Origin of the sequence: Psychroserpens damuponensis (genome assembly GCF_000826655.1) — a bacterium.
Classification (GTDB): Bacteria; Bacteroidota; Bacteroidia; order Flavobacteriales; family Flavobacteriaceae; genus Psychroserpens; species Psychroserpens damuponensis.
In genome coordinates, this window is record NZ_JXJO01000017.1 from 114,519 (window position 1) to 140,438 (window position 25,920).

The window sequence follows — 25,920 nt, forward strand, 5'->3', positions numbered from 1 at the left end:
AAATTTAAGAACACCAACAAGGTTAATAAACCCTGTTGGCTATTAATATGTATTAAACGGTTACAAGATTATTTGGACTAATAGTCACTTTTTCACCTTTAACCATAATATCGATTTGATGGTCTCCATCTAATTGGAATTTTGTTCCGTTTTTAGTGACATTAACTTTCAAAATTTGATTTCTAAAATTGATTTTAAAAGAGTAAGAATCCCATTCGTTAGGAATTTTGGGTTCAAAAGACAGCATATCATTTGTAACACGCATACCACCAAAACCTTCTACAATACTCATCCAAGTTCCTGCCATAGATGTGATATGTAATCCTTCTTCTACTTCATGATTATAATCATCTAAATCTAATCTAGAGGTACGTAAGTAAAACTCATAGGCTTGTTCCATACGACCTAATTTTGCAGCTTGAATACTATGTACACAAGGTGACAATGAGCTTTCATGAACTGTAAATGGTTCGTAAAAATCAAAATGACGCTCTAACTCTTCCGTAGAAAAATCATCTTCAAAAAAGTACATGCCTTGTAAAATATCGGCTTGCTTGATGTATGGCGAACGCAAAATACGATCCCAAGACCATTTTTGATTAATTGGCCTGCTAGCCTTAGGTAAATCTGCAACCGTAATTAACTCTTTATCTAAGAAACCATCTTGTTGTAGGTAAACATTTTTTTCTTCGGAAAATGGAAAATACATGTTATCTGCAACGGCTTTCCATTGATCCAATTCACTATCTGTAATTTGAGTTTTACCTTTTACTCGAGTGTAATCGTCATTAAAACCTTCTTTAACTTTCTCGATAGTTTCTAAAGCGTACTGGATACACCATTGTGCAATATAATTTGTGTACCAGTTGTTATTTACATTATTTTCATACTCATTAGGACCTGTAACACCTAATATTACATATTTGTTTTTAGCTGTAGAAAATGTAGCACGTTGATGCCAGAATCTCGCAATACCAATAAGTACCTCAAGTCCTTTTTCTGGGATGTAACTATAATCTCCTGTATATCTGTAGTAATTAAAAATAGCAAATGCAATGGCTCCATTTCTATGAATTTCTTCAAAGGTAATTTCCCATTCGTTATGACACTCTTCACCGTTCATAGTAACCATTGGATACAACGCTGCACCATTAGTGAATCCTAATTTTTGAGCATTCTCAATGGCTTTATCTAAATGGTTATAACGATATTCTAATAAGCTTTTTGCAACGTTTTGATCTTTGGTAGCCATATAAAACGGAATGCAATAGGCTTCGGTATCCCAATAGGTACTTCCTCCATATTTTTCACCTGTGAATCCCTTCGGACCAATATTTAAGCGTGTATCTTTTCCGAGGTAAGTCTGATTTAAATGAAAAATATTAAAACGAATTCCTTGTTGTGCTGCGACATCTCCATCGATAGAAATATCTGCCATATCCCAAATTTTAGCCCAAGCCTCTTTTTGAGTTTCTAGCAAGCCATCAAATCCCATTTGAGATACTGTTTTTAATGTCTTTTTTGCTGCAGTAATTAATTCATTTTTATCATGGTTTCTATCTGCAGTATAACCACCAAATTTTGTCATTGTGATGGTATCGCCTTTAGAGACTTGGTTTTTATATGTAAACTCAATTTTATCAATAGCATCACTAACAACCTTGTCTTGCTTTAATGCTTTACCATTTAATGACACTTGCGTTTGCATAGATGTACACACATAAAAATGTGTTTTCATTGTTTTTGAAACAATAAACGCTTGATCATCGTCATGGTTTACGCTCAATACATCCCAAAATTTATCATCCCAATTAGAATCTTCATTTGTAATACCATTATCTAAATATGGTATAAAATCTATTTGCGCATCATTATTTAAAGGAGTCACATTATATTCTATAGCGCCAACTTCATCAATTTCTAAGCTTAAAAAACGCTTAGTTTCAACTTTAATTTCTATAAAATTTTGAAGTGTTGCTGTAAAACTTCTAGAGAGCCAACCTTCTTTCATGTTGAGTTCTCTTCGGAAATGTTCTACTTTTTCACACTTAGCTAAATCTAATTGCTCACCGTTAATGGTGACGTTAATCCCAATCCAATTTGGAGCGTTTAGTACTTTTGCGAAGTATTCTGGATAGCCATTTTTCCACCAACCAACTCTCGTTTTATCTGGATAATAAACACCTGCAACATAGCTACCTTGAAAGGTTTCGCCTGAGTAATGCTCTTCAAAATTAGCACGTTGTCCCATGGCTCCATTACCAATACTCATTAAGCTCTCTGAAGATTTCACACGTTTGGCATCAAATCCTTCTTCTATGATTGACCAGTTATCTGGTTTGATATAATTATGATTCATATATCTCTGTATTATTTATCAATTGATAAATTAGTGATTGTTTTGTTTGGTTATTTTATTTGACATGATGTCGTCTAGAAACTCTAGAGAAATTTCAGTAAAATCACTGAACACATAATCTGCTTCGTTTAACACTGATTGTTCTCCTATACCTATAGAAATCATGTTAGCAGCATTGGCTGCTTTTACTCCTGCAACTGCATCTTCAAAAACGATGCAATCCTTAGGATTAACGGTTAATAATTTAGCAGCATTTAAAAACACTTCTGGGTTTGGTTTTCCTATTTTAACACCATTTCCATCAACGATTGCATTAAACTTTTCAAGAAGATTAACTTTATCTAAAATAGTATGTGCATTTTTACTTGCAGATCCCAATGCTAAAGGTTGCTCTTTACTAATTAAATAGTTTAATACTTTAGGCACATCTGGTAGAATTTCATCTTCCTTCATGTTTTCAACGTGAGTTAAATAATCCTCGTTTTTGAGAGCCATGAGCCTATTAAAGTCTTCTTCAGGAAGCGTCTTGTTTCCCCATTCTAGAATTTTTTCAAGCGATTTTTGCCTGCTAACGCCTTTCAATTGTTCGTTTTGAATTTCAGTAAAATCTACACCAACACCTTTGGCTAGTTTTCTCCATGCTAGGAAATGATATTTTGCGGTATCTACGATAACACCATCTAAATCGAAAATGAATCCTTTTTTAGTCATTGGTTTGAGTTAATTCTGGTTGATAAGAAATTGCTTGTTTGTTTGTTATTAAAAGATTACACAGTCCTGCTACTATTAAACTAATTCCTGCAACGGTCATGGCATTGATTGCTTCTTCGCCAAGAAGTCCTGAAACAAAATTAATACCTCCTAAAGCAGCTATTATTTGTGGAATAACTATGAACATATTGAAAACACCCATGAACATGCCCATTTTATTTGGATCAACTGAGCTTGATAGCATCGCATAAGGCATAGAGAGAATACTTCCCCAAGAAATACCAATTAACACAAAACACCATTTTAAATGTTCTGGTGACGTATAATACATGAGTATAAAACCTAAGCCACCTAATATTAAAGAAAACATATGAACGTACTTTCTGTTTATATTTTTCTTTGAAGTATACAGCACTAGTAATAGTGCAAATGCCATAGATGACAAACCGTATATTCCCATAGCAGACCCAACCAAATTTGATGATTTTTGAAATGCCGTATTTACTAAATTAAAGGCCTCTGCTTGTGCTGGAATCGTCATATCATATGCCGATTGCACTGGAGCTGGTGTATTAAAAACATGCTCTGTTAACGCTGGGTTTGCTAAACTCCACATAGTAAAAAAAGCAAACCAAGAAAAGAATTGAATAACGCCTAACTTTTTCATGGTAAGAGGCATGTTTCCAATATTGTTTAAAATATCTGGAATGAATTGATTTTTTCTCGCTTTCTCACGTTCAAATTCTTCCATATCTTCTGGAGGATATTCCGAAGTTGTAAAAATCGTGTATAAAATGCTTAGTAAAAAGACAAATGCTCCAATTGCAAATGCAATTTTAACAGAATCTGTAATAACTCCAGAGTCTGCAGAATCACTTACTCCAAATTGCGACACCATCCATGGCAAATTACTTGCTACCCATGTACCAATACCAATAATTAAAGTTTGTACCACAAACCCGTAAGTGCGTTGAGACTCTGTTAATTTATCTGCAACTAACGCTCTAAATGGTTCCATAGATACATTGATAGATGCATCTAAAACCCATAAAAATCCAGCAGCAATCCATAATGCTGGTGAGTAAGGAACAAAAAATAAGGCTAAAGAACTTAAAATAGCTCCTATTAAAAAGTAAGGTCGCCTTCGACCTAATTTGGAGTGCCAAGTTCTATCACTCATATACCCAATAATTGGCTGAACGAGTAAACCTGTTAAAGGTGCAGCAATCCATAATAACGGAATAGCATCCTTTTCTGCTCCAAGTGTTTGAAATATTCGAGACATAAAGCCTCCTTGTAGTGCGAAACCAAATTGGATTCCTAAGAAACCGAAACTCATGTTCCAAATTTCCCAAAAACCTAAAACGCGCTTTTTCATCATTAGTATATTTAAATTAATACTATTGACAAGCGTTTAAACTTATCAAAACTTATGTGTAGAAGTGAAAAATATAAGTTTTGATTTGGGTGTAAATATACTAAAGATTTTGAAATTTCAATATTAAATCTACTATTTGGTAGATTCTCGTTCAATAAGATTGGTTTCTATAACAACGGTTTCATAGACTTCTTCTGTCTCGTCATCATAAGCCACTTCTTCCGCCTCAAGCCTATTAATCAGTAAATTAGCTGCTTTCTCCCCTATTTTTTGACCGTGTTGACTTACAGTGGTTAAACTTGGAGTAGAATGTTTTGATAGCACACCATCACTAAAACTAACGACTTGAAGATTTTCAGGAATTTTTAAACCTAATTTTCTAGCCACTTTAATAGCCGTAACTGCATAGAGTTCGTTTACTGCAAAAATCCCATCAATACTTTTATTTGATTTGAAGAGCTGCTCGACTTCATGTTCCAATTTATCAAGATGATCATCAAACATAAGTTTATCTTCAATTTTAAGAATTAAAGAAGATTTTGCGTTTATCTTATGATCTTCAAACGCTTCTAAATAGCCTTGGGTACGCAATTTTCCGACGCTAACATAATCCTTAGTAGAAATAATGGCTATATTTTTGCAACCATTAGCTATTAGTTTCTCTACAGCTTGCTTTGAACCTTCTACATCATCAACAATCACTTTATCACATGGTATTTCATTAACCACACGATCAAACATGACGATTGGCATCCCTTGATTTATAGTTTCTGTAAAATGATGATAATCCTGTTGTTGAAGCGTTTCTTTTGCTATAGATAAAATAAATCCATCAATACTTCCATTGGCCAACATTTGCATGTTTATAACCTCTTTATCAAAAGACTCATTAGACAACCCAACAATAACATTATACCCTCTATTATTAGCAACTAACTCAATACCTGTAATAACTTCAGAAAAAAAGTGATGTACAATTTCTGGAATTATGATACCAATTGTTTTTGTCTTTCTATTTTTTAAACTTAACGCAATGTTATTGGGTCTATAATTATATAATTTGGCAAACGCTTGGACTTTTTGACGAGTATCTTCGCTAATTTCAATGCTATTTCTGAGGGCTTTTGACACTGTCGAAATGGAAACATCTAATTCTTTTGCAATTTGTTTTAGGGTTATTTTTCGTTTCATTTAGGAGGTTTAAAATACATTTATTTTGGAGTATCAATTTAGGTTAAAGTGAATCGAAAATCGACTTTTTATTCAAAATTTTAACCGCATTTAATTTCGAAGTTAACAACAAAGTTATCACTTTATTACAAATCTGATAATAATACACGTATTTATATGGTTTTATATTAAAATAAAAAAAGTTCTTAACACGAAAACGTTTTCGCAACTCTAATTAATAGTGGTAAGTTAAAATTTACACAAAATTTACATAGTTTTAACCCAAGAAGTGAAAAATATAAGCAACAAACAAAGCAACTAACTTTAAAAATTTTTTATGAAGACATTTTTAAATAGCTTACTCGTACTAACGTTTTTAATACCTGCGACTATCTTTGGGCAATCCAAGATAACAGGTACAGTTACAGATGAAGCTAACGCATTACCGTTACCAGGTGTAAACATCCTTGTTAAAGGAACTACAACCGGAGCATCTACCGATTTTGATGGTAAATATTCAATAGCTGTTAACGAAGGAGATATTTTAGTATTCTCATATTTAGGATACACAACAAAAGAAATAGCCTACAATGGGCTTTCACCATTTAATGTAACTTTAAGTGAAGACGCAGGTAAACTAGACGAAATTGTAATTATTGGTTACGGTACTACCACTAGAAAAGATGCAACAGGATCTGTTGAGTCGATCACGTCAGAAGATTTCACCAAAGGTAATATTGTAACTACTGAAAACCTTTTACAAGGTCGAGTTGCTGGTGTTACAGTAAACACAAGTGGTGCACCTGGATCTGGATCTGAAATAAAGATTAGAGGAGGATCATCTATTAATGCTTCTAACAATCCATTAATTGTAATTGATGGCTTACCAATTTCAAATGATAACATTGGTGGTTCTAGGAGTATACTATCTACAATCAACCCAAATGACATTGAATCGTTTACAGTTTTAAAAGATGCCTCTGCAACTGCTATTTATGGTTCTAGAGCATCTAATGGTGTCATCATAATTGTTACAAAAAAGGGGAAAACAAGTTTTAGTGCTGATTATGATGTTCAATTTACATTTGGTGAAATTAGAGATCGTATTGATGTATTTTCTGCAGATCAATTTAGAGCACTTGTAAATTCTCAACCTATTAATGGAACTACTTTAGACACTAGTTTACTAGGTGAAGCTAATACAAATTGGCAGGATGAGATATTTAGAGAAACAGTATCTGCGATGCATAATATTACAGTAAGAGGTTCTATTTTAAAATCTTTACCTGCACGTTTATCTTTTGGAGTTACCAAACAAGAAGGTGCTATTTTAACATCAGAATTTGACAGACGAAACTTATCTCTTGCTTTAAACCCTACCATGTTTGATAATCATTTAAAAGTAAGTCTTAATGCAAACCTTTCTTTTGAAGATAATAGATTTGGTGATTCTGGTCAAATTGGAGCCGCTTTACGTTATGACCCAACACAACCGGTTTATGATGCAACATCTCCATTTAATGGATATTATCAACATAGAAATGGAGATGTATTATCCAGTGGAACTACTAACCCTGTAGCTTCTCTATTACAAACAGATAATCGTGGTGACGCTGAACGTTTTTTCGGAAACATCAATTTTGATTATAAATTTCATTTTTTACCAGACTTAAAAGCGGTACTTAATTTAGGATTTGATGAAACTTCTGGTTGGACAAATAACAACTCAGAGTTTGCTACAAATGATAATGTTTCAGCCAATAAATCAATAAGCTATCAAATACGAAAAAATCAATCTCTTGATGGATTCTTAAATTACAAGAAAACATTTGGAGACGTGCAAACAGATTTTACAGCAGGTTATTCATACCAACGTTTTACCAATAGTGGATATTTCACTGGTAATCAATATGACCCTCAAAGTTTCAGTGATACTTTTGCCGATCCAGATATTGTACTTATTGGTTTCTTCGGAAGAGCTAATTTAACATTCTTTGAAAAATATCTTTTAACAGCAACTTATAGACGTGATGGTACTTCTCGTTTTAGTGAAGACAATCGTTGGGGGAATTTTTATGCAGGAGCATTAGCTTGGCAACTAAGTGAAGAAGACTTCTTAAAAGACTCTAAAACGATATCAGACTTAAAACTTAGAGTTAGATACGGTATTACTGGTCAACAAGAAATTGGAGAAAGAGATCTTTTTCTTAGTCGTTACCGTGGAGGAAACGATAATTCACAGTACCAATTTGGAAATACAGTAATTTCGAGTTTAATACCTTCAGAAATTAACCCAGATTTAAAATGGGAAGAAACTACTACTTTAGAAGTAGGAATAGATTACGGTTTATTTAATAATAAAATATCAGGAAGCTTAAATGTATTTCAAAAAGACTCTGAAGATTTACTCTTTAATGCACCTGTAGGTGACGCAAGTAATTTCTCAAATAGCGTTGTACAAAATATTGGTAACTTAAGAATTCAAGGTATAGAATTTACAACTAATGTTGATGTAATTCAAAAAGAAGATTTTTCTTTAAACTTCAATTTTAATGCAACCATGTTAGATAGAGAAATTACAGAGTTGGCTTATGGTCAAGATGTAACAACTGGAGGGATTGCTGGTGGTACTGGTAACTTTATTCAATTATTTAGAGAAGGTGAAGCACCAAATTCATTTTATGTATACAAACAATTATATGATAATCAAGGTAACGCTATTGAAGGTGCCTATGTTGATTTAAATGGTGACAATATAATAAATGATGAAGACCGTTACTTAAGAGCTAATCCTGATGCAGATGTAATTTTAGGTTTTCAAACCAATTTAGAATACAAAAACTTTGATTTAGCTTTTAACTTAAGAGCTAACATTGGTAACTATGTATATAACAATGTAGATTCTGCAAGAGCACAGTATGAGTTATTACAAGACAATTCTGTTTTAGGAAACATACCAACATCTGTTTTAAATACCAATTTCCAAAGAACATCAGATGTCATAAATTCTGATATTTATTTAGAGAATGCTTCATTCTTAAAAATGGATAACATTACTTTAGGATATACCTTTAATGAACTTTCTAACGTTATTAAATCTGTTAGAGTTTGGGGTGGGATACAAAATGTATTTACATTAACAGAATACAGCGGTTTAGATCCAGAAGTATTTAATGGTATAGATAACACAATATATCCAAGACCGAGAAATATTTTAGTAGGTGCTAATATTAAATTTTAAAAGACTATGAAAAAAACAATTAAAAACATTAGTATCTTATCATTACTTGTTGTCGTTACGTTCTTCTCGTGTACAGATGATCTTTAACGTTACATTAAATGATGATGATACGCTATTAGGCGAAGACCTTTTTCAAAACGAAAGCGCCTACAGACAAGTCATTGCTGGAGTTTATGCTAATTTAGCATTAACAGGAACAGATGGAGCAGAATCCTCTAACATTGAAGGTATTGATGCAGGTACTAGCCAATTTGGTCGTGTATTATTATATATGCAAACACTATCTGCTGATCAAATGATTTGGTCATATGAAAATGATCCTGGAACAAGAGAAATCCAACGTAATATCTGGACAGCTCAAAACCCGTTAATTTTAGGAATGTACAGTAGATCGCACTTAACAATAGCGCTAGCAAACAATTTCTTAAGAGAAACAACCGTTGATAAATTAGATAGCAGAGGAGTTTCAGAAAGTGTTCGTCAAAACATTACTGCTTATCGTGCAGAAGCAAGACTTTTAAGAGCTTTATCGTATTACTATATGATGGATCTCTTCGGAAAAGCAAACTTTGGTACTGAGGCTGATGCCATAAACTCTGTTTTACCTGTCGCAGATAGAGCGCAACTTTTTGAATTCATAGAAAGCGAATTAATTGCTATAGAAAATGACTTAGTGCCTGCAGGTGCTAATGAATATGGAAGAGCAGACAGAGGAGTAGCCTATATGATTTTAGCTAAAATATACTTAAACGCAGAAGTTTATATTGGAGAAAACAGATATGCAGATTGTATGAACTATTGCCAACAATTACTTGGTTCTGGTTACACATTAGCAACTGAATATAAACATAACTTTATGGCAGATAATAACACAAACTCTGCTACAAATGAAATCATTTTTTCAATTATTTCAGATGGCTCAACAACTCAAAATTATGGTCCAACAACTGTTATGATTAATGGTTCTGTAGGAAGCTTAGAAGTTAATGGAACAGAAGTTGGTGTTTCTGAAGGTGGCTGGGGAGGCGCACTAAGAGTTAGAAAAGAATTTGCAGAATTATGGCAAGGTGGTAATTTTGGTGATGATGATAGAAATACTATTATATCTGGCGATAGGCCAATAGGTATTTCCGACATCTCAGACAGAGATACTGGGTTTATTATACAAAAATTTTCTAATGTATCATCTACAGGACAAGCAGGGATCGATCAAACTTTTGTTGATACAGATTTCCCACTATTTAGATTAGCTGATGTCAATTTAATGTATGCCGAAGCTCATTTAAGAGGTGGAGGAGGTTCATTAGATGAGGCCGTACAATTAATAAATGATTTAAGATCACGTGCTAACAACCCTAATTTGATTTCTAATTCTGATCTTACATTACCATTTATTCTAGACGAACGTTCTAGAGAATTACACTGGGAAGCACATAGAAGACAAGATTTAATACGTTTTGGACTCTTCACAGGAGGTAATTATAACTGGGCTTGGAAAGGAAACGGAAGCAATGGTATAGCCATACCGTCACATTTAAATTTATATCCTATTCCAAATTTCAGTATGTCTGCTAATCCAAATCTTACTCAAAATCCAGGGTACTAAAAAAAGAAACAATGAAAACAACAAAAAACATACATATTCTAATCGCTGTAATGACTTTTGGTCTGTTCGCAACTTCTTGTGAAAATGACGAAACTATTTTTACAGCCTCAGAAACGACTCCAATTACATTATCAGAGTTACCAATAACTTCTATAGAATTAGACCCTTCTAATCCTGCTAATGCAGCGGTGACATTTAATTGGAACGAAGCTAATTATAATCAGCAAGCTTCCGAGAATTATGCTGTTCAGGTATCTTCCAATGCTGAATTTAATAATCCTGTATTAGCTACCTCTGTTGTAGGAACAACCTCTGCAACATTATCAGTAAATGAGCTAAATTCATCTGCTGGTGCAGCTGGCTTACCTCCATTTATGTTTAGTACAATATATGCTAGAGTTGTAAGTACAATTGGAACCCAAAATGGTTTACCTGTATCTTCTAACATTATTAGTTTTGAAGTACAACCATTCTTCAATTATATTTTTAGAGATTTTTATTTAGTTGGAAATGGGACTTCGGCAGATTGGAACAATAACAACAACAATCCTCCATTATTTAGAGACTCTGAAAACGGTAACTTATATACATATACTGGTTTCTTTACTAAAGGCGGTGGTGGCTTTGATGATGGTAGATTCAAAATTTTAGAATTAAGAGGTCAATGGCAACCACAATGGGGAACTTCAACTCCTGAAGGTAGTGATGATATCGTTGGCGCTGGTGATATTGCAGGAAATCCAACAACACAAGACAGTGATCCAGGTCGATTTGGTGTAGCATCAGATGGTTATTATACGTTTACAATCAACTTTTCATCAAACACTTACACTATGAGTGCTTATGATGACTCAGGATCTACAACTTTTTCTAGTGTAACACTACAAGGTGATGCCCTCAATGGTGACACAGTAATGACACAATCAAGTTTTGATTCTCATCTATGGTATGTTAATAGTGTAAACCTTCAACCTGGAGATTTACAATTTACAACTAATACAGGTTCTTCTTGGGCTGGATCAACTTCATTTTCGGGTGTCGCAACTGAAGGCGGAGGAACCATTCCTGTTGTTGTGCAAGATGATTACGAAGTTTGGTTTAATGACTTGACTGGAGATTATATTATGATCCCGTTAAACTTATAAAAAAATAACACTATGAAAATCAATAAAATTAGTGCGTTAATACTATGTTTATTCTTAGTATTTATATCGTGCGAAACTGAAGAAAATTTTGAAATCACAACTCCTGATGCATCTTTTACGCTATTGGAACCTGCGATATCTAATATTAATTTAAATTACAACTTACCAAATAACGAAGCGTTTACAATCGTTTGGAATGATCAATTATTATCAGGTTCTGCTAATTACATGGTAGAATTATCACCCGATGCTTTATTTGAAAGCCCTTTAATAATTGGATCATCTACTACAGATAGGTTTACAATGACAGTAGCAGAATTCAACACTATTGTTTTAAATTCTGGTGCGGATGCTTTTGAACCGTTTACAGTATTCATGAGAGTAACAAATGACGCAAATGTAACTAACAACGTTAGTTTTAGTGTGTCTTCTTATTCTGAAGCTGTACCTGTAATTACAACTCCAGACAGCACATTTAGCTTAGTATTGCTTGAAAGCACTCCAGATGATCAAGCAATTAATATTATATGGGAAGATCCAGATTTTGGAGATAACAGTTCTGTAGATGTTCTATATGCTATTCAATTTGCTGAAGCTGGAACTGACTTTGCTAGCCCAGTAACAGTATCTGAGCAAGAAATAAATGGAGAGACTCTATTGGTGGATTCTCCTGAATCTTTCACGCATGAAAACTTTAATCAAATAATCATTGATGCAGGCCTCTCTGCAGAAGAAGTAGGAAACTTAGATATTAGAATTAGAGCAACCATAGAAATGGATGCAGGTAATATGGAACGTTTTTCTGATGCTATTCCTGTTGCTGTGACACCTTACAGTTTAGAGCTACCTCCAGTTCTTTATGTTGTTGGCGCAGGAGCTGTTGACGCAGGATGGGATTGGGCAACACCAGTTGAATTACCTTTACAAGGCACAAAATATTCTGGAAACATCAATTTAATTAATGATGCGTTTAGGTTTTTCACAGAAGCTACTAATTGGGATTCTGGAAGAAACTTCCCTTACTACGAAGGTCTACAATATACTATTGACTCTAACCTAGTTAATGCCATGGATGGTGATAGCAACTTCCAGTTTGTGGGTACACCTGGACAATATTTCATTGAAATTGATACAGAAGCTAAAACCATAACATTAGGACCTCCTGTTGTTGGACCTAACTGTAACTTTGATCAATTATGGTTAGTTGGTGCAGGTGTTGCAGATGCTGGTTGGTCATGGGACAATCCTGTTGCTTTACCTTGTACAGGAAATGGAACTTACTCAGGTAACGTAGCTTTAATAAATGATTCATTTAGATTCTTCACCGTAAATAATGATTGGGGAACTGGTATTAATTACCCTACATATGAAGGGAATGGCTATACCATTGATTCTAATTTTGCAAATGCCATGGATGGTGATAGTAACTTTTCATTTGTCGGTACTCCTGGAACTTATTTCTTAACTGTTGATGACATTAATAAAACTATCACTATAGGGCCTGAACAATTACAATGTGATTTTGAGCAATTATGGATTGTAGGCGCAGGTGCTGTTGATGCTGGTTGGTCATGGGATTCACCTGTAGCGTTACCATGTACAGGTGCTGGTATTTACTCTGGACAAGTTACGTTTACTAACGATGCCTTTAGATTTTTTACCGTAAATACTGATTGGGACAGTGGTATAAACTACCCAACATATGAAGCCGATGGCTATACAATTGATGCCGATTTAATCAATGCTATGGATGGAGATAGTAACTTCTTCTTTAATGGTACACCTGGAACTTATACAGTGACTGTAGATACAGGAAATTTAACTATTACCGTAGAGTAAATTATAACATTCTTTAAAAGGCTATGTATGATACATAGCCTTTTTTTTAAACTATTGACACTATGAAAAAAATTTTATGTTCTTTAATAACGCTTATTTCTTTAAACACATTTGCTCAGGTAACTTTAAGCGTTGGTGCAATTGAAGTTGATGAACCTGTTACGATAACTGTCGATACAAATAGTTCTGACACAAATTGTAATGGTTATAATAATCCTGTAAAAGTTTACATGCATTCTGGTATTGGAGATAATTCTAATGCATTTGGTTTTAATACCATTGGAAATTGGGGACAAGATGATGGTGTAGGTGAAATGTTAAGCAATGGTGATGGTACATACAGCATCACTATTACACCTCAAACCTATTATGGATTAACACAAAACCAAGCTGATACAGCCACTCAAATAGGAATGGTTTTTAGAAACGAAGATGGTTCTCAAGAATTTAAAGATGATAGCTGTACAGATTTCATATTTCCAATTGGAAGTGTACAAATTAATTTCACAAATCCAACAAGTGATATGGTTGTCATCGAATCGGGTAGTGATTTAAATATTAGCGCCACTATAGTTTTTCAAGGTGGAGCAACAGTGCAAGGTAGCTTCGAAATATTTTATAATGACGTCTCTGTTACAACTGGATCCTGCGGATTTCCAGCATGTAACTCAACTATAACTAATATTACAGAAAGTGGTACACTAAAATTTGTAGGTACACCTCCTAGTTCTTCTGAAACTGGAGAAGCTAGTTTTGAAGTCGTGGTTGTTCCTACTGTTACAGAACAAGCCCTACCATCTGGTTTAGAAGATGGAATTAATTATGGCGTTGATGCCACTAAAGCGACTTTAGTATTAACAGCTCCTGGGAAAGAATTTATTCAAATTGCAGGTAGTTTTAATAATTATAATCCTAGTAACGCTGATGTCATGAAACGTGACCCAAGTACTGGGAAATATTGGTTAGAAATTACAGGTTTAACTCCTGGTCAAATAGAAACATATCAATATTGGGTATTTGATACAAATGCCATTGCAAATTCTCCAGCTTTAGTAAAAACTGCAGACCCTTTTTCTACCCTTGTCTTATCGCCTTTTGATGACCCTTATATTCCAACAGTAACATATCCTAATTTACCTGCCTATCCTACTGGTCAAGAACGTGAAGTTACTGTATTACAAACTGGACAAACGGCTTATAACTGGCAAGTTCCTAACTTTAATGCACCTAAAGAGGAAGATCTAATAGTTTATGAAGTATTAATACGTGACTTTGATGCCGATAGAAACTATCAAAACTTAATTGATAGAATCGATTATTTTAAAAACCTTAATGTCAACGCTATTCAATTAATGCCAGTAATGGAATTTGAAGGTAACGAAAGTTGGGGCTACAACACATCATTCCACTTAGCCTTAGATAAATTCTACGGAACTGAAGACAAATTCAAAGAGTTTATTGATTTATGTCATCAAAATGGTATTGCAGTCATTCTTGATGTTGCTTTAAATCATGCCTTCGGAAGAAACCCAATGGTACGTATGTGGATGGATGATCCTGATAATGATGGTTGGGGAGAACCAAGTAGTGAAAACCCTTATTTTAACCAAGTTGCACAGCATAGCTACAGTGTTGGGTCAGATTTTAATCACCAAAGCACTTTAACTCAAGATTACACAGAACGTGTGGTTAAACATTGGATTGAAGATTTTAAAATTGATGGTTTTAGATGGGATTTAACTAAAGGATTCACTCAAAATTGTCAAAATGATGAAGGTTGCACAAACAACTATCAACAAGATCGTGTAAACATTCTTAAACAATATGCAGATTATTCTTGGTCTTTAGATCCAGATCATTACGTGATTTTCGAGCATTTAGGAAGTCAAAATGAAGAGAAAGAATGGGCAAATTATAGACTTTCAGAAGGAAAAGGAGTGATGATGTGGGGAAAAATGACAGATCCATATAGTCAACTCTTAATGGGCTTTAATTCTAATAATAATATTGATGCTATTGGTCATAAATCGCGTTCTCAATTTAATGGACCTCGTGTGATGGGTTATCCTGAGAGTCATGATGAAGAGCGCGTAATGTATAAAGCAGTTACATTTGGAAATAATAGTGTTGGCTCTCATAACGTCAGAGATTTAAATACTGCTTTATCTAGAATGTCGGCAATTGGAGCTGTTAGTTTAACCGTTCCTGGACCAAAAATGATTTGGCATTTTGCTGCTTTAGGAATGGAAAACTCACTTTTTACTTGCCCTAATGGTACTGTAGATGATGACGGTTGTAAATTAGATACTAAACCTCAACCTCAATGGACGAATAATTGGTTAGCAGATGCTAATAGAAATCAAATCTATAATGACTGGGCACGACTAAATGACTTAAAAATTAATGAAGCCGTTTTTGAAGGTGATTACACTATAACTTCTGGTTCATTAACACCTAGAATTGATATTTATGATACATCACTTCCTACAACCGAATTAAGAAACGTTATTGTATTAGCAAACTTTGATGTCGTATCTCAAACAGTAAATACTAGTTTTCCTATTGGTGGAAATTGGTTTGATTTAATGGATGAGACCGGCAATACAACTTATAATGCTGCAACCGTTACTATTCCTGCCGGACAGTTTAGAATCTTCGGAAATATGCCTGCTACATTAAGTACAGATAATGTTGTTGATAATGGAGCTTTCAGTATTTATCCTAATCCGGTAAACACAGCGTTTAAAACAAATAAAGCGATAACCAGCTTAGAGATATATGATATCACTGGAAAATTGATAAAAGTATTCAAAGGACAATTTACAACAGATAACACTTATGATATATCAGATTTAAATCAGAGCATATATCTCGTTAAGATTGAAAACACCAATGGCCAAACCTTAACATCTAAGCTTATCAAGCTTTAACATTCAGTAATAATTTTAAATTAGTCTAGACCGTCAAGTGAAAACTTGGCGGTTTTTTTAGCCTCTGTCTCGTTATAAAATGAATCAACAACCCATTTAAATCAGGAACATCTTCCAACCTATAACATTTCAGAATATATGAAACAAAAAAAGCTAACTCGTTAAAGTTAGCTTTCTTATAAAGTACAGGCGGAGAGACTCGAACTCTCACACCTTGCGGCACTAGATCCTAAGTTTGGTATATATTGCACCAAAGAAACATAAATACACTCATTTTCAATGATTTATGTTTATTGTAATTTTGCTTAAAGTCAAATAATATCAATTAATATCAACATTTGTTGTACCTATGTTGTACCTAAAATGATTTATTAATTGTTATCTTTACTAACATAAAACTGTACCTGATTTGACTTTCGCAATTAAAACAGGTAAGTTATGTCATCAAGTGCAAAAATTGTTCTACGTAAAAAACCGAATGCAAAAGGTCTCTACCCTCTTACTATTCGCATCACAAAAAATCGACGTTCTACATATAAACAATTAGGTCATTATATTGACTTGGTCGATTGGGATGAGCAAAATATTAAGGTTAAAAAATCCCATCCAAATGCTAAAAGTTTAAATGGGCTAATTTCTACAAAAATTGCCGAAGTAAGAAAGTCACTAATAGCTCTACAAAGCAATTCTAAAGATGCTTCAGCTAGACAAATTAAAACTGAAATATACAAGCCTACATCGTCTTTAACTTTTTTTGATTATGCTAAAGAGCATATAGAAGCATTAGAAGCTGAAAAAAAAATCAATCGCAAATATACAGACTCAGCCTGGTTAAGTTTTATAGAGAGGTTTCATAAATCTAAACAACTTTCTTTTCAAGAAATTGATGAGCGTTTTCTTAATAAGCTCAAAGTATATCTAAAAGGTCCATCTTCACTCAAGGAAACATCAGCAATGAATGTTATGGTTCTAATCCGATTATTATACAATCGCGCTATTAAAGACAAAGTAGCAAGTAAGGAACTTTACCCATTCGGTAACGGAAAGTTTAAAATCAAATTTCCTGAAACGGTAAAGATCGGATTGACTCTAAATGAAATCAAAAAACTCGAATCAATTGAGAATCTTTCAGAAGTTGAAAAACACAGCTTAAACGTTTGGTTATTCAGTTTTTATTTTGCTGGCATGCGTGTTTCTGATGTATTATTTACTAGATGGTCACAGATTACAGATGGGCGCTTCAATTATAGAATGGGAAAAAATAGCAAATTACTTTCTTTAAAAGTTCCTAAAAAGGTATTGGATTTAATCCAATACTACAAGGCTGAAAAGAGTACTAATGATGATTTTATTTTTCCAGAAATGAAAAAAGCTGATCTCAATAATGCAAAAGATATTTACAATAAAACTAAAGTAGCAACTAAGAGATTCAATGACAACTTAAAGGTTATTGTTGTTAAAGCTAAAATCAAAAAAAAAGTTACAATGCACATTGCACGACATACTTTTGGCAATATTGCTGGAGATAAAATACACCCTCTTATGCTACAAAAGCTTTACAGGCATAGCGATTTAAAAACCACTTTAAATTATCAAGCTAATTTTATTCATAAAGAGGCAGATGAAGCTTTGGATAGTGTCCTTGATTTTTAAAAAACAATAAACCTATGGAACTATCAATAATAAAAACCAAACTTTATTGGTTTGGTTTTACTAAAAGGCAAATACATAAACCATTCATAGCCTAATTCTCAAATCAATCTTCCGACTCCCATTAACCTCCTTCAGATCTAACATTAACCGCTCATCATCCCCTAAAACAAATTTAGGAAGCACATATACAAATTGTTGGTTCTGCTTATCTGAAACCGAATAAGGCATTTTATGTTTATAAATAACTTTCTGTTGTAATCTTTGAAAAGAAGACTTTCGTTTCTTATTTCCATTGGCTCTGTACACATTGAGGTAGTCAATTTCAAAATTGATTCCAGAATAGTTTTCTACCTCCAAAACTAAATAGACTTCAGAAGCATTATAAACTACTTTGTGCAATTTTAGTTTTACGCCTTTTTTACGTTTGATTGCTAATTTTTCAGATTTTGAATTCAGCAGGTATTCACTAAATTTTTGAAAATGTTTTATTCTATTGGCATAATCATTTAACGGTTTTGTAATAGGTTTGGCAATTGCTTTTTTTGGAAGTTCGTTCCCTATACTTTCATTTTTGTTGATGAAATAATTAAGCTTCGGTAGTTTTTCAGTATACTTCAAAATATATGAATAAACGCTACCATCACTTGTAACAGTTAATAGGTTGCTTTCCTTTCCTGGCTTTGCTTGTAACAATCCAAAATATTGCTCTTTTTCACGATTGTATGTAAATATGAAGTGATTCGCTCCAGTAATTCCCTGACGTATCGGATTTGGAAAAAACAAGGCGACGTTCTTTTTATCGTTGGCATAAATAGTGTCTAGTGATTTTTGTGCTTGTATTGAGATTGAACAGGCTATTGATATTATGGTGATAAGTGTTTTCATAAGAGTGGTTTTTAATTATTGACTTTTAATGATTCGATTTACCAAACAGTTGGCTTAACGATGGCTTTGGCGTTTTTAAAATGAGTTTATAATTATCGGTTACGGTAACCTTTACATTTCTATGGTTACGTTGAAATATTTTTCGAATACCACTTACTTGCGGAACACCGGTTATATTAATATCGTCCACCATATCACCAATAACCTGATTGGTAGCTTCAGCTCTAAAACTATTTTCTACGTAAATACCTTCACTACCATCTTGTAAATCGAATGCCTTTAGTTTTACAGGTTGATGATTTACATTCTCGATGCTTATCATGGTTCTGTTTGGTTTGAAACTAACAAACCCATAAATAGGTGTGTTTTTGGGATAATGTTGTCCATAAATGGTAGCATCCTTTGTCAAACGCATTTGCAACCTATAATTAATTTTTACAGTCTGTGTACCATCCACTCGCACATAAATAAAGGCATCCGTGTTTTGTGAATTCATGTTTTCATTTTCAATAGGGTGCGAAGCAAAAAACAGTTGATGCTCCAAACCAAGTTCTTTTACTGCAACTTTGGTTTCATTTTCAGCAATCTCATCTATGGTATCTTTTTCAGCCTCGACTTGTGGTTTTGAAGGCTTATATCTAGGGTTGATATTCTCAAATTCTTTTGTTGAATATCGAATTTGCCCTTGCTCATAAATGCTATCCACCATCCGCATTTTTTGCTTATCCAATAAATCTGGATCATACAAACCTGTAGAATCAAATAAGCGTTCATCATAAATGCTTGGTGCATTGGTTTCTCTAACCTCTTTCAAATCGTCTACGGCTTCAAGTTTTGATTCGTATTCCTTTTGTTCATCTTCCAATTCGGGAACAGGAATTTGATTGTTTTCAATCGTTGGATCTTTATCTTCGCCCATCATAATCACAGCATACGAGCCTATAAAAAGCACCACGCATATAATGACTGCAACAAAAACGAGTTTGTTTTTTTCAATTTTCATCAGTTATTTTTTTAAGAGTGTTTTCAAAAAAGTTGGTAATCAATAATCCATGGGTGTTATTCGGAAAGTTCCTATCCACATGAATCAAATTTCCAGTAGTTGTCAATTCATATGTGTCTACAATAGACCCTCGATTGATTTCAAAAACGGTTGTGGTCTCAAAACGATAAGGTTCTTGTTGAATGTCAATTTTAGAATCAATGTTCACCACACGTTGCACCAGCGAATATTGAAGTATTCGATTGTAAACACCATCAGCTTTTTTCTGACGATAAAGATTGTCCACAGAACTATTCCCTAGCCAAAGGGCTTTCTCTAAATGTTTTTCATAATTGCTAGCATCAATATGATAGAAATAGGTGTGAAAAAGCTGTAAATGAGCCAAAACTTCCACGCCTAAATTCTCTTGTTGTGACACTAATTTTATAGGAATAACACTTCCATCAACATTGACTACAAAAGCATTATTGACCGTTTCCTTGTGAAGTTTTATGGTCATCAAAACAGCAACAATACAAGTAATTGTCGCTGAAATAACCACAGCCAAAACAATGAAGCGATTTAGTTTCAAAACATTGTAAATATTTTTATAAGGTGTTTTCATTGTTTAAAATTTATCAGGTACTAAAGAGCCTAAAAACGAAAGAAGTCGCACGACGATAGAGTTTGAATTTTAGCAATACAATAAATCCTATCGAACCAAACTGCAATAGTGGTGCAAAAAAGTTACTTCCCCAATCTGTTCCAAAAAGGTCTCCCCAGAAATTGGTATTGATTTCGGTATAGAGATTATTTACAAAGACATTAACCAGAAAAAAGGCAGGTACCAGCATATAGACTCCTGCGTACAATTTGAAGAAATTATATGCCAAAGACCGAAACTTTTCAAACACCGCCAAACTAATTACCAACGGAAAAAATGCTTGCATAATCCCAAGTAAAAAGAAACGCTCTGCGAGAAATAAAGGATAGATAAACAAATCTAACAGCCACAGAAACATTGCCATGATAAAGGACAAAACTTTCAATCCATATAATGGTGTCACCAATGCTTCATATAGCATTGCTAATGCTTTTTTGGCGGCTTCCAATGCACCCACATCCTGTTCCAAATCAATATCTTGCATTTGCAAAGGAAGGAGTGCAGGAGCCGTGTCTCGATATTGGGTTTCGATAGCCACTAAAATGGTGTCAAAAACATCCAATACCTGTGTTGAGAAAATGACCAAAATGATGACCGCAAAGTTTTTTGCAAGCTCTGATGGTGTCAATCCCCAAGTATAACCCTCATTATTTGCAACACCTTCATTGTATTTTTTTAGAATGTTTATAAGGAAGAATAGAATAGCCAAAGTTTTCATTCCAGTAATAGTGTACTGCGAAAAATCACTATTCTTAATGGTCGTAAAAACAGCATCAATATATTCTAATCCTATGCCTAAAAAAATGCCCGCCATTAGTAATTGGTTTCTCTGTTATTTATTTTGTCTTGCATTTCTCTAAAGGCTATAATCTCTCGGTATCGTCTGGTTTTAGCTTCAATTTCTGCCACCATTTCTTTAGATTCCAATTCCTTTGTTTTTAGTACTTCGGCACGTTCAGCATCGGTCATTTTTAGGTTGTCGCTAGAAAGTATCTTGTCTATGTATTCTAAACCTGCCATCGAGTTTTCTAGGATGGCATTGAAAGAATCCGATATGCGATTAACCTCATGCGGTTTGATGTAAGGCGAGTTGAATATCTCACGTAAATCTCCCTGTACAACATCATAAAGACGTTGATTATTCCTAGCGAGTTCTTGAACCGCTTTGAGTTGTTTTATCACATTGTTTACCTTGTCAATATTCTCTTTTTGCTTCTTTAAAAACTTGACAGTTTTTAATAGTTGAGAAGTCTGTTTACCTGATTCTAAAAGTGATTTGACAAAACTGATAAAATTGGTGTTGTCATACACAGGCATTCCTTGTGCTGTTCCTTTGAAACTCACCAAGCCGATGAGCATAATTGTAAAAATGATTTTTTTCATAATTTTTGATTTTAAAGATTAATAATTGTTATTCTAATGACAGTCTATGACTGTTTAATAAATTCATTGATGGCTTTTTCCATATCATTTGTTTCTTTATAAATGGTCATTATGGTCTCGCTATCACTGCCATCGGTTAGATATGCTGCGAAAACTTCTTTTGGAACTTCCAAACGGAAAATGTTGCTTTCTTTTCCTATTTTGATAAATATTTCGGTGTACTTTCTTGCTCCAGTTAAATTATTTCTGATGGATTTTAACTGGTTTAGATCGTGGCTCGAAAGGTTTAAGCGTTTTTGCAATTCGGCATAACCCTTTTCATTCCGAAGGCTATACACCACTTGCGTATTTTCAAGAATACTGGCTGATGTGGAATTGTTAGGCAATTGATTTATAGATTGCAGAATAATGCCAATCGCTCCATTTTGTTTTCGTATGGCTTGGTAATAGAATTCTACACTTTCCAACACATTTTCGAATTTGAGTTGTTTGGCAAACTCATCAAAAAGGATAATACCTCGTTCGGAACGGTTACGCCAAATCGTGCGTTGAATGGCTGATTTTATCAGTTTCAACATAACAGATAAGATTTCTTTATTGTCCTTGACTTCGTCAAGTTCAAAAACAATCATACGTTTGTCTTCGATCTTATAAGTTTGATCTTCGCTTACGTTGAAAAGGAAACTGTATAATCCATCATCCACGTATTCCGAAAGGATGTGCAAAAAGTTGTAGATGCTGAAGTATTCCTCTTGGATTTTCAGTTCTTGAATCAGCGTGTCTTTTTTAGCATCTACAAATTGGTATAAAGATTCCAGGGAATAATTCCTACTTGTGGATTTATAATAGTATCGAAGCACTTTTTTTATAGCGACTTCTTCAGCTTTGGTAGTTTCAGTTCCTGAAGCGAGTAATTCTAATAGAAACACACTCAAATCTTCTAAACGCTCTGGTGTTAAATCTTCTTTTGAAGCAATGTAAAATGGATTGATCCCCAAGTTTTTTCCTTGTTCATACCGAAGAATGATATGGTCATCTGGATAAAGTTTTGCGAATTTAGAATACGAGCCACCTAAATCGATAATCACCAATCGAACATTACTCTCAAAATATTGGCGAAGAATGTTATTTGCTAAAAAGGATTTGCCCTCGCCTGTTGGTGCAAAAATGGCAAAGTTTCGGGCTTTGATACGCTTCTTTTTTTCATCCCAAACATCTTTTAAAACAGGAATATTATGCTGTCTGTCATTAAAAATAATGCCGACTTCATCCGATTTATAATTGCTGTTATTGAGGTATAAGCAGAGTGCATGTTTTAAATCGGTTACATACAAATCTTCATTTGAAAAGTTAGATGAAAAACAGCAGTACGAATTCAGAAAATAGTTTTTACGTTCTTCGCCTTTTGGATAATAGGGCACAATATCGAGATCTTTAAACTCTGTCTTTATTTTGGATGCAATTCTCCCTAATTCGTTTTCATTTTTTGACCAAAAAATGATATTCAAATGCCCTCTAATAATTCTTGAACTATCATCTTCATTGATTTTGGCAACAATGTCCTCAATCTTCTTTAAGATGACTTTGTTCTGTGTACCGAAATTGGAACTTTTGTTGAGTTCTTCAATTTTCTTATCTAGCAGTTTTCGCCATTTATGCTTGTCATCCAAATAAATGATTTGATTGACAATATGATTTTCATTTAGATTCAATCCTAATCCATCAATAAAACCTTGATGAAACACAAAATCATCTGAAGTAAATTTGTCATTAGTTTTACTACTTTGCACAACATCTCCAAAACAGAGTTCACTATTGATTGCCAGTACATCAAAATAGTTTTCACCAATTTCAATGTTTGATTTTTTTAGTTGAATATCGGTATCAAAACCATCATTAAAACCGTTAAAAAAAGCATTGGCAAGTGTAATAATTTCATGGTCTTTAAGCGGACTAAAATTTACTTTCTTGCCATTATTAATAAAGGAAATAGCATCGTCTACTGACGTAAAAAATTCAGATACATTGTGGTCCATCTTTTTATGAATACCCTTTTCAACTTTCCTAAAAGGATTAGTGAATTTGGAAGCGTTTAAGGCTTTATTAAAGGGAAGAATGAAGTATAAATAGCAGGTGTGCGATATGTAATTTCGACCTTTAAAATAGTTGTAAGTGGCTTTCTCTAGAAAGCCATTTTTAGGTAATAGTGAGGCCGAATATTCTTCTTTTTTATAAATATCCTGTTTATGAATTACGGTACTCACAGGCAGAGATTTAAAAGCCTGAAACCACGAACCATGAATGTCCTCGAAGTCTTTTTCGGATAAAGAATAGATTTCGGGCAAATCCCCTTTGTAACATAAAACCACATTCCCATTATTGGCAAACACAACATGTTCTTCAATGCTTAAAATGGGATGATATGTAGCTAGATTAATTTTCTTCATAATACAGATTACTCTCTTTTTTGTTGCTGATGGTTACAGGAAATATTTTTTTGATATGTAGTAAAGCAGGATGTTTTGTGATGTGCGTTAAGGCTATATAGAGCGTGGAATTGATAGCAAACACCGAAATAATGACGGCAAAACTGAACGAGAAAATGATCAACAATAATGAGCCAAGAATCGAAGTCATCATTAGGGCGAACAGCGAAATGGGAAGTCCCATAATCACCGCTCGCTTTCTGATGTTTTTATAGATTTCGAATCGCTTCATTATACTACGATTCCTATTAAATAGGTAAATATTCCAACTACAGCACCAGCAATGAGTACGAATACCAATACGCGAGTGATTCCCTTTTTTAAATCGGCATTTTCACCAAAGAAATGACCTGCATTAAATAGGAAACCAATTAAGAAAATGACACCCAAAATGATTGGAAAAATGGTTCTGATGGTATCGGAAACATCGTTAACGGAATCTTCAATTCCTCCAATTTGTGCAAAAAGAGCGTTTGAAATAAGCAGTAAAAAAGCGGTTGGATACAATGATTTTTTCATATCGAAATAGATTAAAAATTTGTTTGATTTTGATATGTGAAAAATACTGTATATTGTATTTCAAAATACTGATAATCAGTAAATTGTGAATAAAATAAAATTTAATTAGGATTATATCACTTTGATGCGAATTGGTATCAAATTATATGAAAAATTGAAGTGCTTGTGTTGATAACCTTAAAATTTTTGAAGAGCCAGCGACTCAAAAACGTCAGTTTTGTTATTTTACTGCTACAAATGTGCTTTGTTTTTGCACAGCAAAAAGTGGTTGTGATTGATGTTGGACATGGTGGAAGTGATACTGGTGCAATTGGTGTAAATGGCATCCAAGAAAAGGATGTGGTTTTGAAAATTGCCAACGAGATTTTAGGACTTAATAAAAATCTTTTGAATAATCAATTTGATATGTCTTTGACTCGCTATAAAGACACATTAATTTCTTTAACGGATAGAAGTCGATTGGCAAAACGTTTAGATGCTGATGTGTTTGTATCGTTACATTGTAATGCTTCTTCAAACTCTTCTAAAGGAATGGAAGTGTATATACATAATTTGGATAGCGAAAACACCAAAACTTCCATAGGTTTAGGATTGTCCATTTTAAATGAAGCCACTCAAAAATTAGGTTTTAAAAAGCGAGGTGTAAAGTTTGCTGATTTTCAGGTATTGCGAGAGGCTGGTGATTATCCTGCTCTACTTGTTGAATTGGGATTTATGACGAATAGCGATGAAGCGGATTATTTTTTGAAAACTAAAAACATTAGGGCTATGGCTTTGGCTGCATTGCTTGGAATTACTAATTATTTAAAACTGGGGTTATGAAAGAGTTTTTTGTTGAAATTGTGAAGAGTTTGAAAGAGATTTTTAAATTTTTACATTATGAAATTAGACAATTGAAAAAATACTTTTTTCATAAAAAAAGAGTTTAATTTTATATTTTACATTATTTCGGTAAAATAATTTTATTTT

Annotated in this window: 18 protein-coding genes; 7 read left to right on the top strand and 11 right to left on the bottom strand. The window is 33.6% G+C overall.

From position 1 onward, the window contains the following. Positions 1–52: 52 nt before the first annotated feature. The 4 genes from TD29_RS09285 to TD29_RS09300 all read right to left on the bottom strand — a co-directional run bounded on the left by TD29_RS09285 (position 53) and on the right by TD29_RS09300 (position 5,639). Positions 53–2,359, bottom strand: a complete 2,307-nt coding sequence (locus tag TD29_RS09285) for a glycoside hydrolase family 65 protein (protein ID WP_040280276.1) — start codon at positions 2,357–2,359, stop codon at positions 53–55. Between the two features lie 30 nt (positions 2,360–2,389). After that, positions 2,390–3,070, bottom strand: a complete 681-nt coding sequence (pgmB, locus tag TD29_RS09290; protein WP_040280277.1) for a beta-phosphoglucomutase — start codon at positions 3,068–3,070, stop codon at positions 2,390–2,392. After that, positions 3,063–4,448 (bottom strand): MFS transporter, encoded by a 1,386-nt coding sequence (locus TD29_RS09295; RefSeq protein ID WP_040280690.1) that lies wholly within the window; start codon positions 4,446–4,448, stop codon positions 3,063–3,065. Before TD29_RS09295 ends, pgmB begins: the two co-directional genes overlap by 8 nt. 132 nt (positions 4,449–4,580) lie before the next feature. Continuing rightward, on the bottom strand, positions 4,581–5,639 hold the full coding sequence (locus TD29_RS09300) for a LacI family DNA-binding transcriptional regulator (protein WP_040280279.1): 1,059 nt from the start codon (positions 5,637–5,639) through the stop codon (positions 4,581–4,583). A gap of 316 nt (positions 5,640–5,955) precedes the next feature. Between TD29_RS09300 and TD29_RS09305 the strand changes: the two genes are divergently transcribed. The 6 genes from TD29_RS09305 to TD29_RS09330 all read left to right on the top strand — a co-directional run bounded on the left by TD29_RS09305 (position 5,956) and on the right by TD29_RS09330 (position 18,032). Further along, positions 5,956–8,859 carry a SusC/RagA family TonB-linked outer membrane protein gene (locus tag TD29_RS09305; protein WP_040280280.1) on the top strand — a complete coding sequence of 968 codons (2,904 nt, stop codon included), beginning with the start codon at positions 5,956–5,958 and terminating at the stop codon, positions 8,857–8,859. Positions 8,860–8,935: 76 nt separating this feature from the next. After that, the gene (locus TD29_RS09310; protein WP_241485265.1) at positions 8,936–10,465 is read left to right on the top strand and encodes a RagB/SusD family nutrient uptake outer membrane protein; all 1,530 of its coding nucleotides are present in this window, start codon (positions 8,936–8,938) and stop codon (positions 10,463–10,465) included. Positions 10,466–10,476: 11 nt separating this feature from the next. Continuing rightward, a complete protein-coding gene (locus tag TD29_RS09315) occupies positions 10,477–11,610 on the top strand; it encodes a SusE domain-containing protein (protein ID WP_052467053.1) in 1,134 nt (377 codons plus the stop codon). 12 nt (positions 11,611–11,622) lie between these two features. Beyond that, positions 11,623–13,449, top strand: a complete 1,827-nt coding sequence (locus TD29_RS09320; protein ID WP_040280281.1) for a SusE domain-containing protein — start codon at positions 11,623–11,625, stop codon at positions 13,447–13,449. A 62-nt stretch (positions 13,450–13,511) separates the two neighbouring features. Then, the gene (locus TD29_RS09325) at positions 13,512–16,379 is read left to right on the top strand and encodes an alpha-amylase family glycosyl hydrolase (protein ID WP_040280282.1); all 2,868 of its coding nucleotides are present in this window, start codon (positions 13,512–13,514) and stop codon (positions 16,377–16,379) included. 438 nt (positions 16,380–16,817) lie between these two features. After that, positions 16,818–18,032, top strand: coding sequence for a site-specific integrase (locus TD29_RS09330; protein ID WP_040280283.1), 1,215 nt, complete (start codon positions 16,818–16,820; stop codon positions 18,030–18,032). Positions 18,033–18,116: 84 nt separating this feature from the next. Here the strand turns inward: TD29_RS09330 and TD29_RS09335 are convergent, their stop codons facing one another. The 7 genes from TD29_RS09335 to TD29_RS09365 all read right to left on the bottom strand — a co-directional run bounded on the left by TD29_RS09335 (position 18,117) and on the right by TD29_RS09365 (position 24,951). Further along, positions 18,117–18,917: a DUF4138 domain-containing protein gene (locus TD29_RS09335; RefSeq protein ID WP_040280285.1), complete on the bottom strand. Its 801-nt coding sequence runs from the start codon at positions 18,915–18,917 to the stop codon at positions 18,117–18,119. Between the two features lie 25 nt (positions 18,918–18,942). Then, positions 18,943–19,920, bottom strand: a complete 978-nt coding sequence (gene traM / locus TD29_RS09340; RefSeq protein ID WP_040280286.1) for a conjugative transposon protein TraM — start codon at positions 19,918–19,920, stop codon at positions 18,943–18,945. Next, positions 19,910–20,524, bottom strand: a complete 615-nt coding sequence (locus tag TD29_RS09345; RefSeq protein WP_040280288.1) for a conjugal transfer protein TraK — start codon at positions 20,522–20,524, stop codon at positions 19,910–19,912. Before TD29_RS09345 ends, traM begins: the two co-directional genes overlap by 11 nt. 13 nt (positions 20,525–20,537) lie before the next feature. Next, positions 20,538–21,377 carry a hypothetical protein gene (locus TD29_RS09350; RefSeq protein ID WP_040280290.1) on the bottom strand — a complete coding sequence of 280 codons (840 nt, stop codon included), beginning with the start codon at positions 21,375–21,377 and terminating at the stop codon, positions 20,538–20,540. Then, on the bottom strand, positions 21,377–21,946 hold the full coding sequence (locus TD29_RS09355; RefSeq protein WP_040280292.1) for a conjugal transfer protein: 570 nt from the start codon (positions 21,944–21,946) through the stop codon (positions 21,377–21,379). The genes TD29_RS09350 and TD29_RS09355 overlap by 1 nt, the downstream gene beginning before the upstream one ends. Positions 21,947–21,990: 44 nt before the next feature. Further along, positions 21,991–24,393 (bottom strand): TraG family conjugative transposon ATPase, encoded by a 2,403-nt coding sequence (locus tag TD29_RS09360; RefSeq protein WP_040280293.1) that lies wholly within the window; start codon positions 24,391–24,393, stop codon positions 21,991–21,993. Positions 24,394–24,663: 270 nt separating this feature from the next. Beyond that, the gene (locus tag TD29_RS09365) at positions 24,664–24,951 is read right to left on the bottom strand and encodes a hypothetical protein (protein ID WP_040280294.1); all 288 of its coding nucleotides are present in this window, start codon (positions 24,949–24,951) and stop codon (positions 24,664–24,666) included. A gap of 186 nt (positions 24,952–25,137) precedes the next feature. On the opposite strand from TD29_RS09365, the gene TD29_RS09370 reads away from it, so the two are divergent. Beyond that, complete coding sequence (locus TD29_RS09370; protein ID WP_040280295.1) at positions 25,138–25,773, top strand: N-acetylmuramoyl-L-alanine amidase family protein; 636 nt, start codon at positions 25,138–25,140, stop codon at positions 25,771–25,773. The last annotated feature ends 147 nt before the right edge of the window (positions 25,774–25,920 follow it).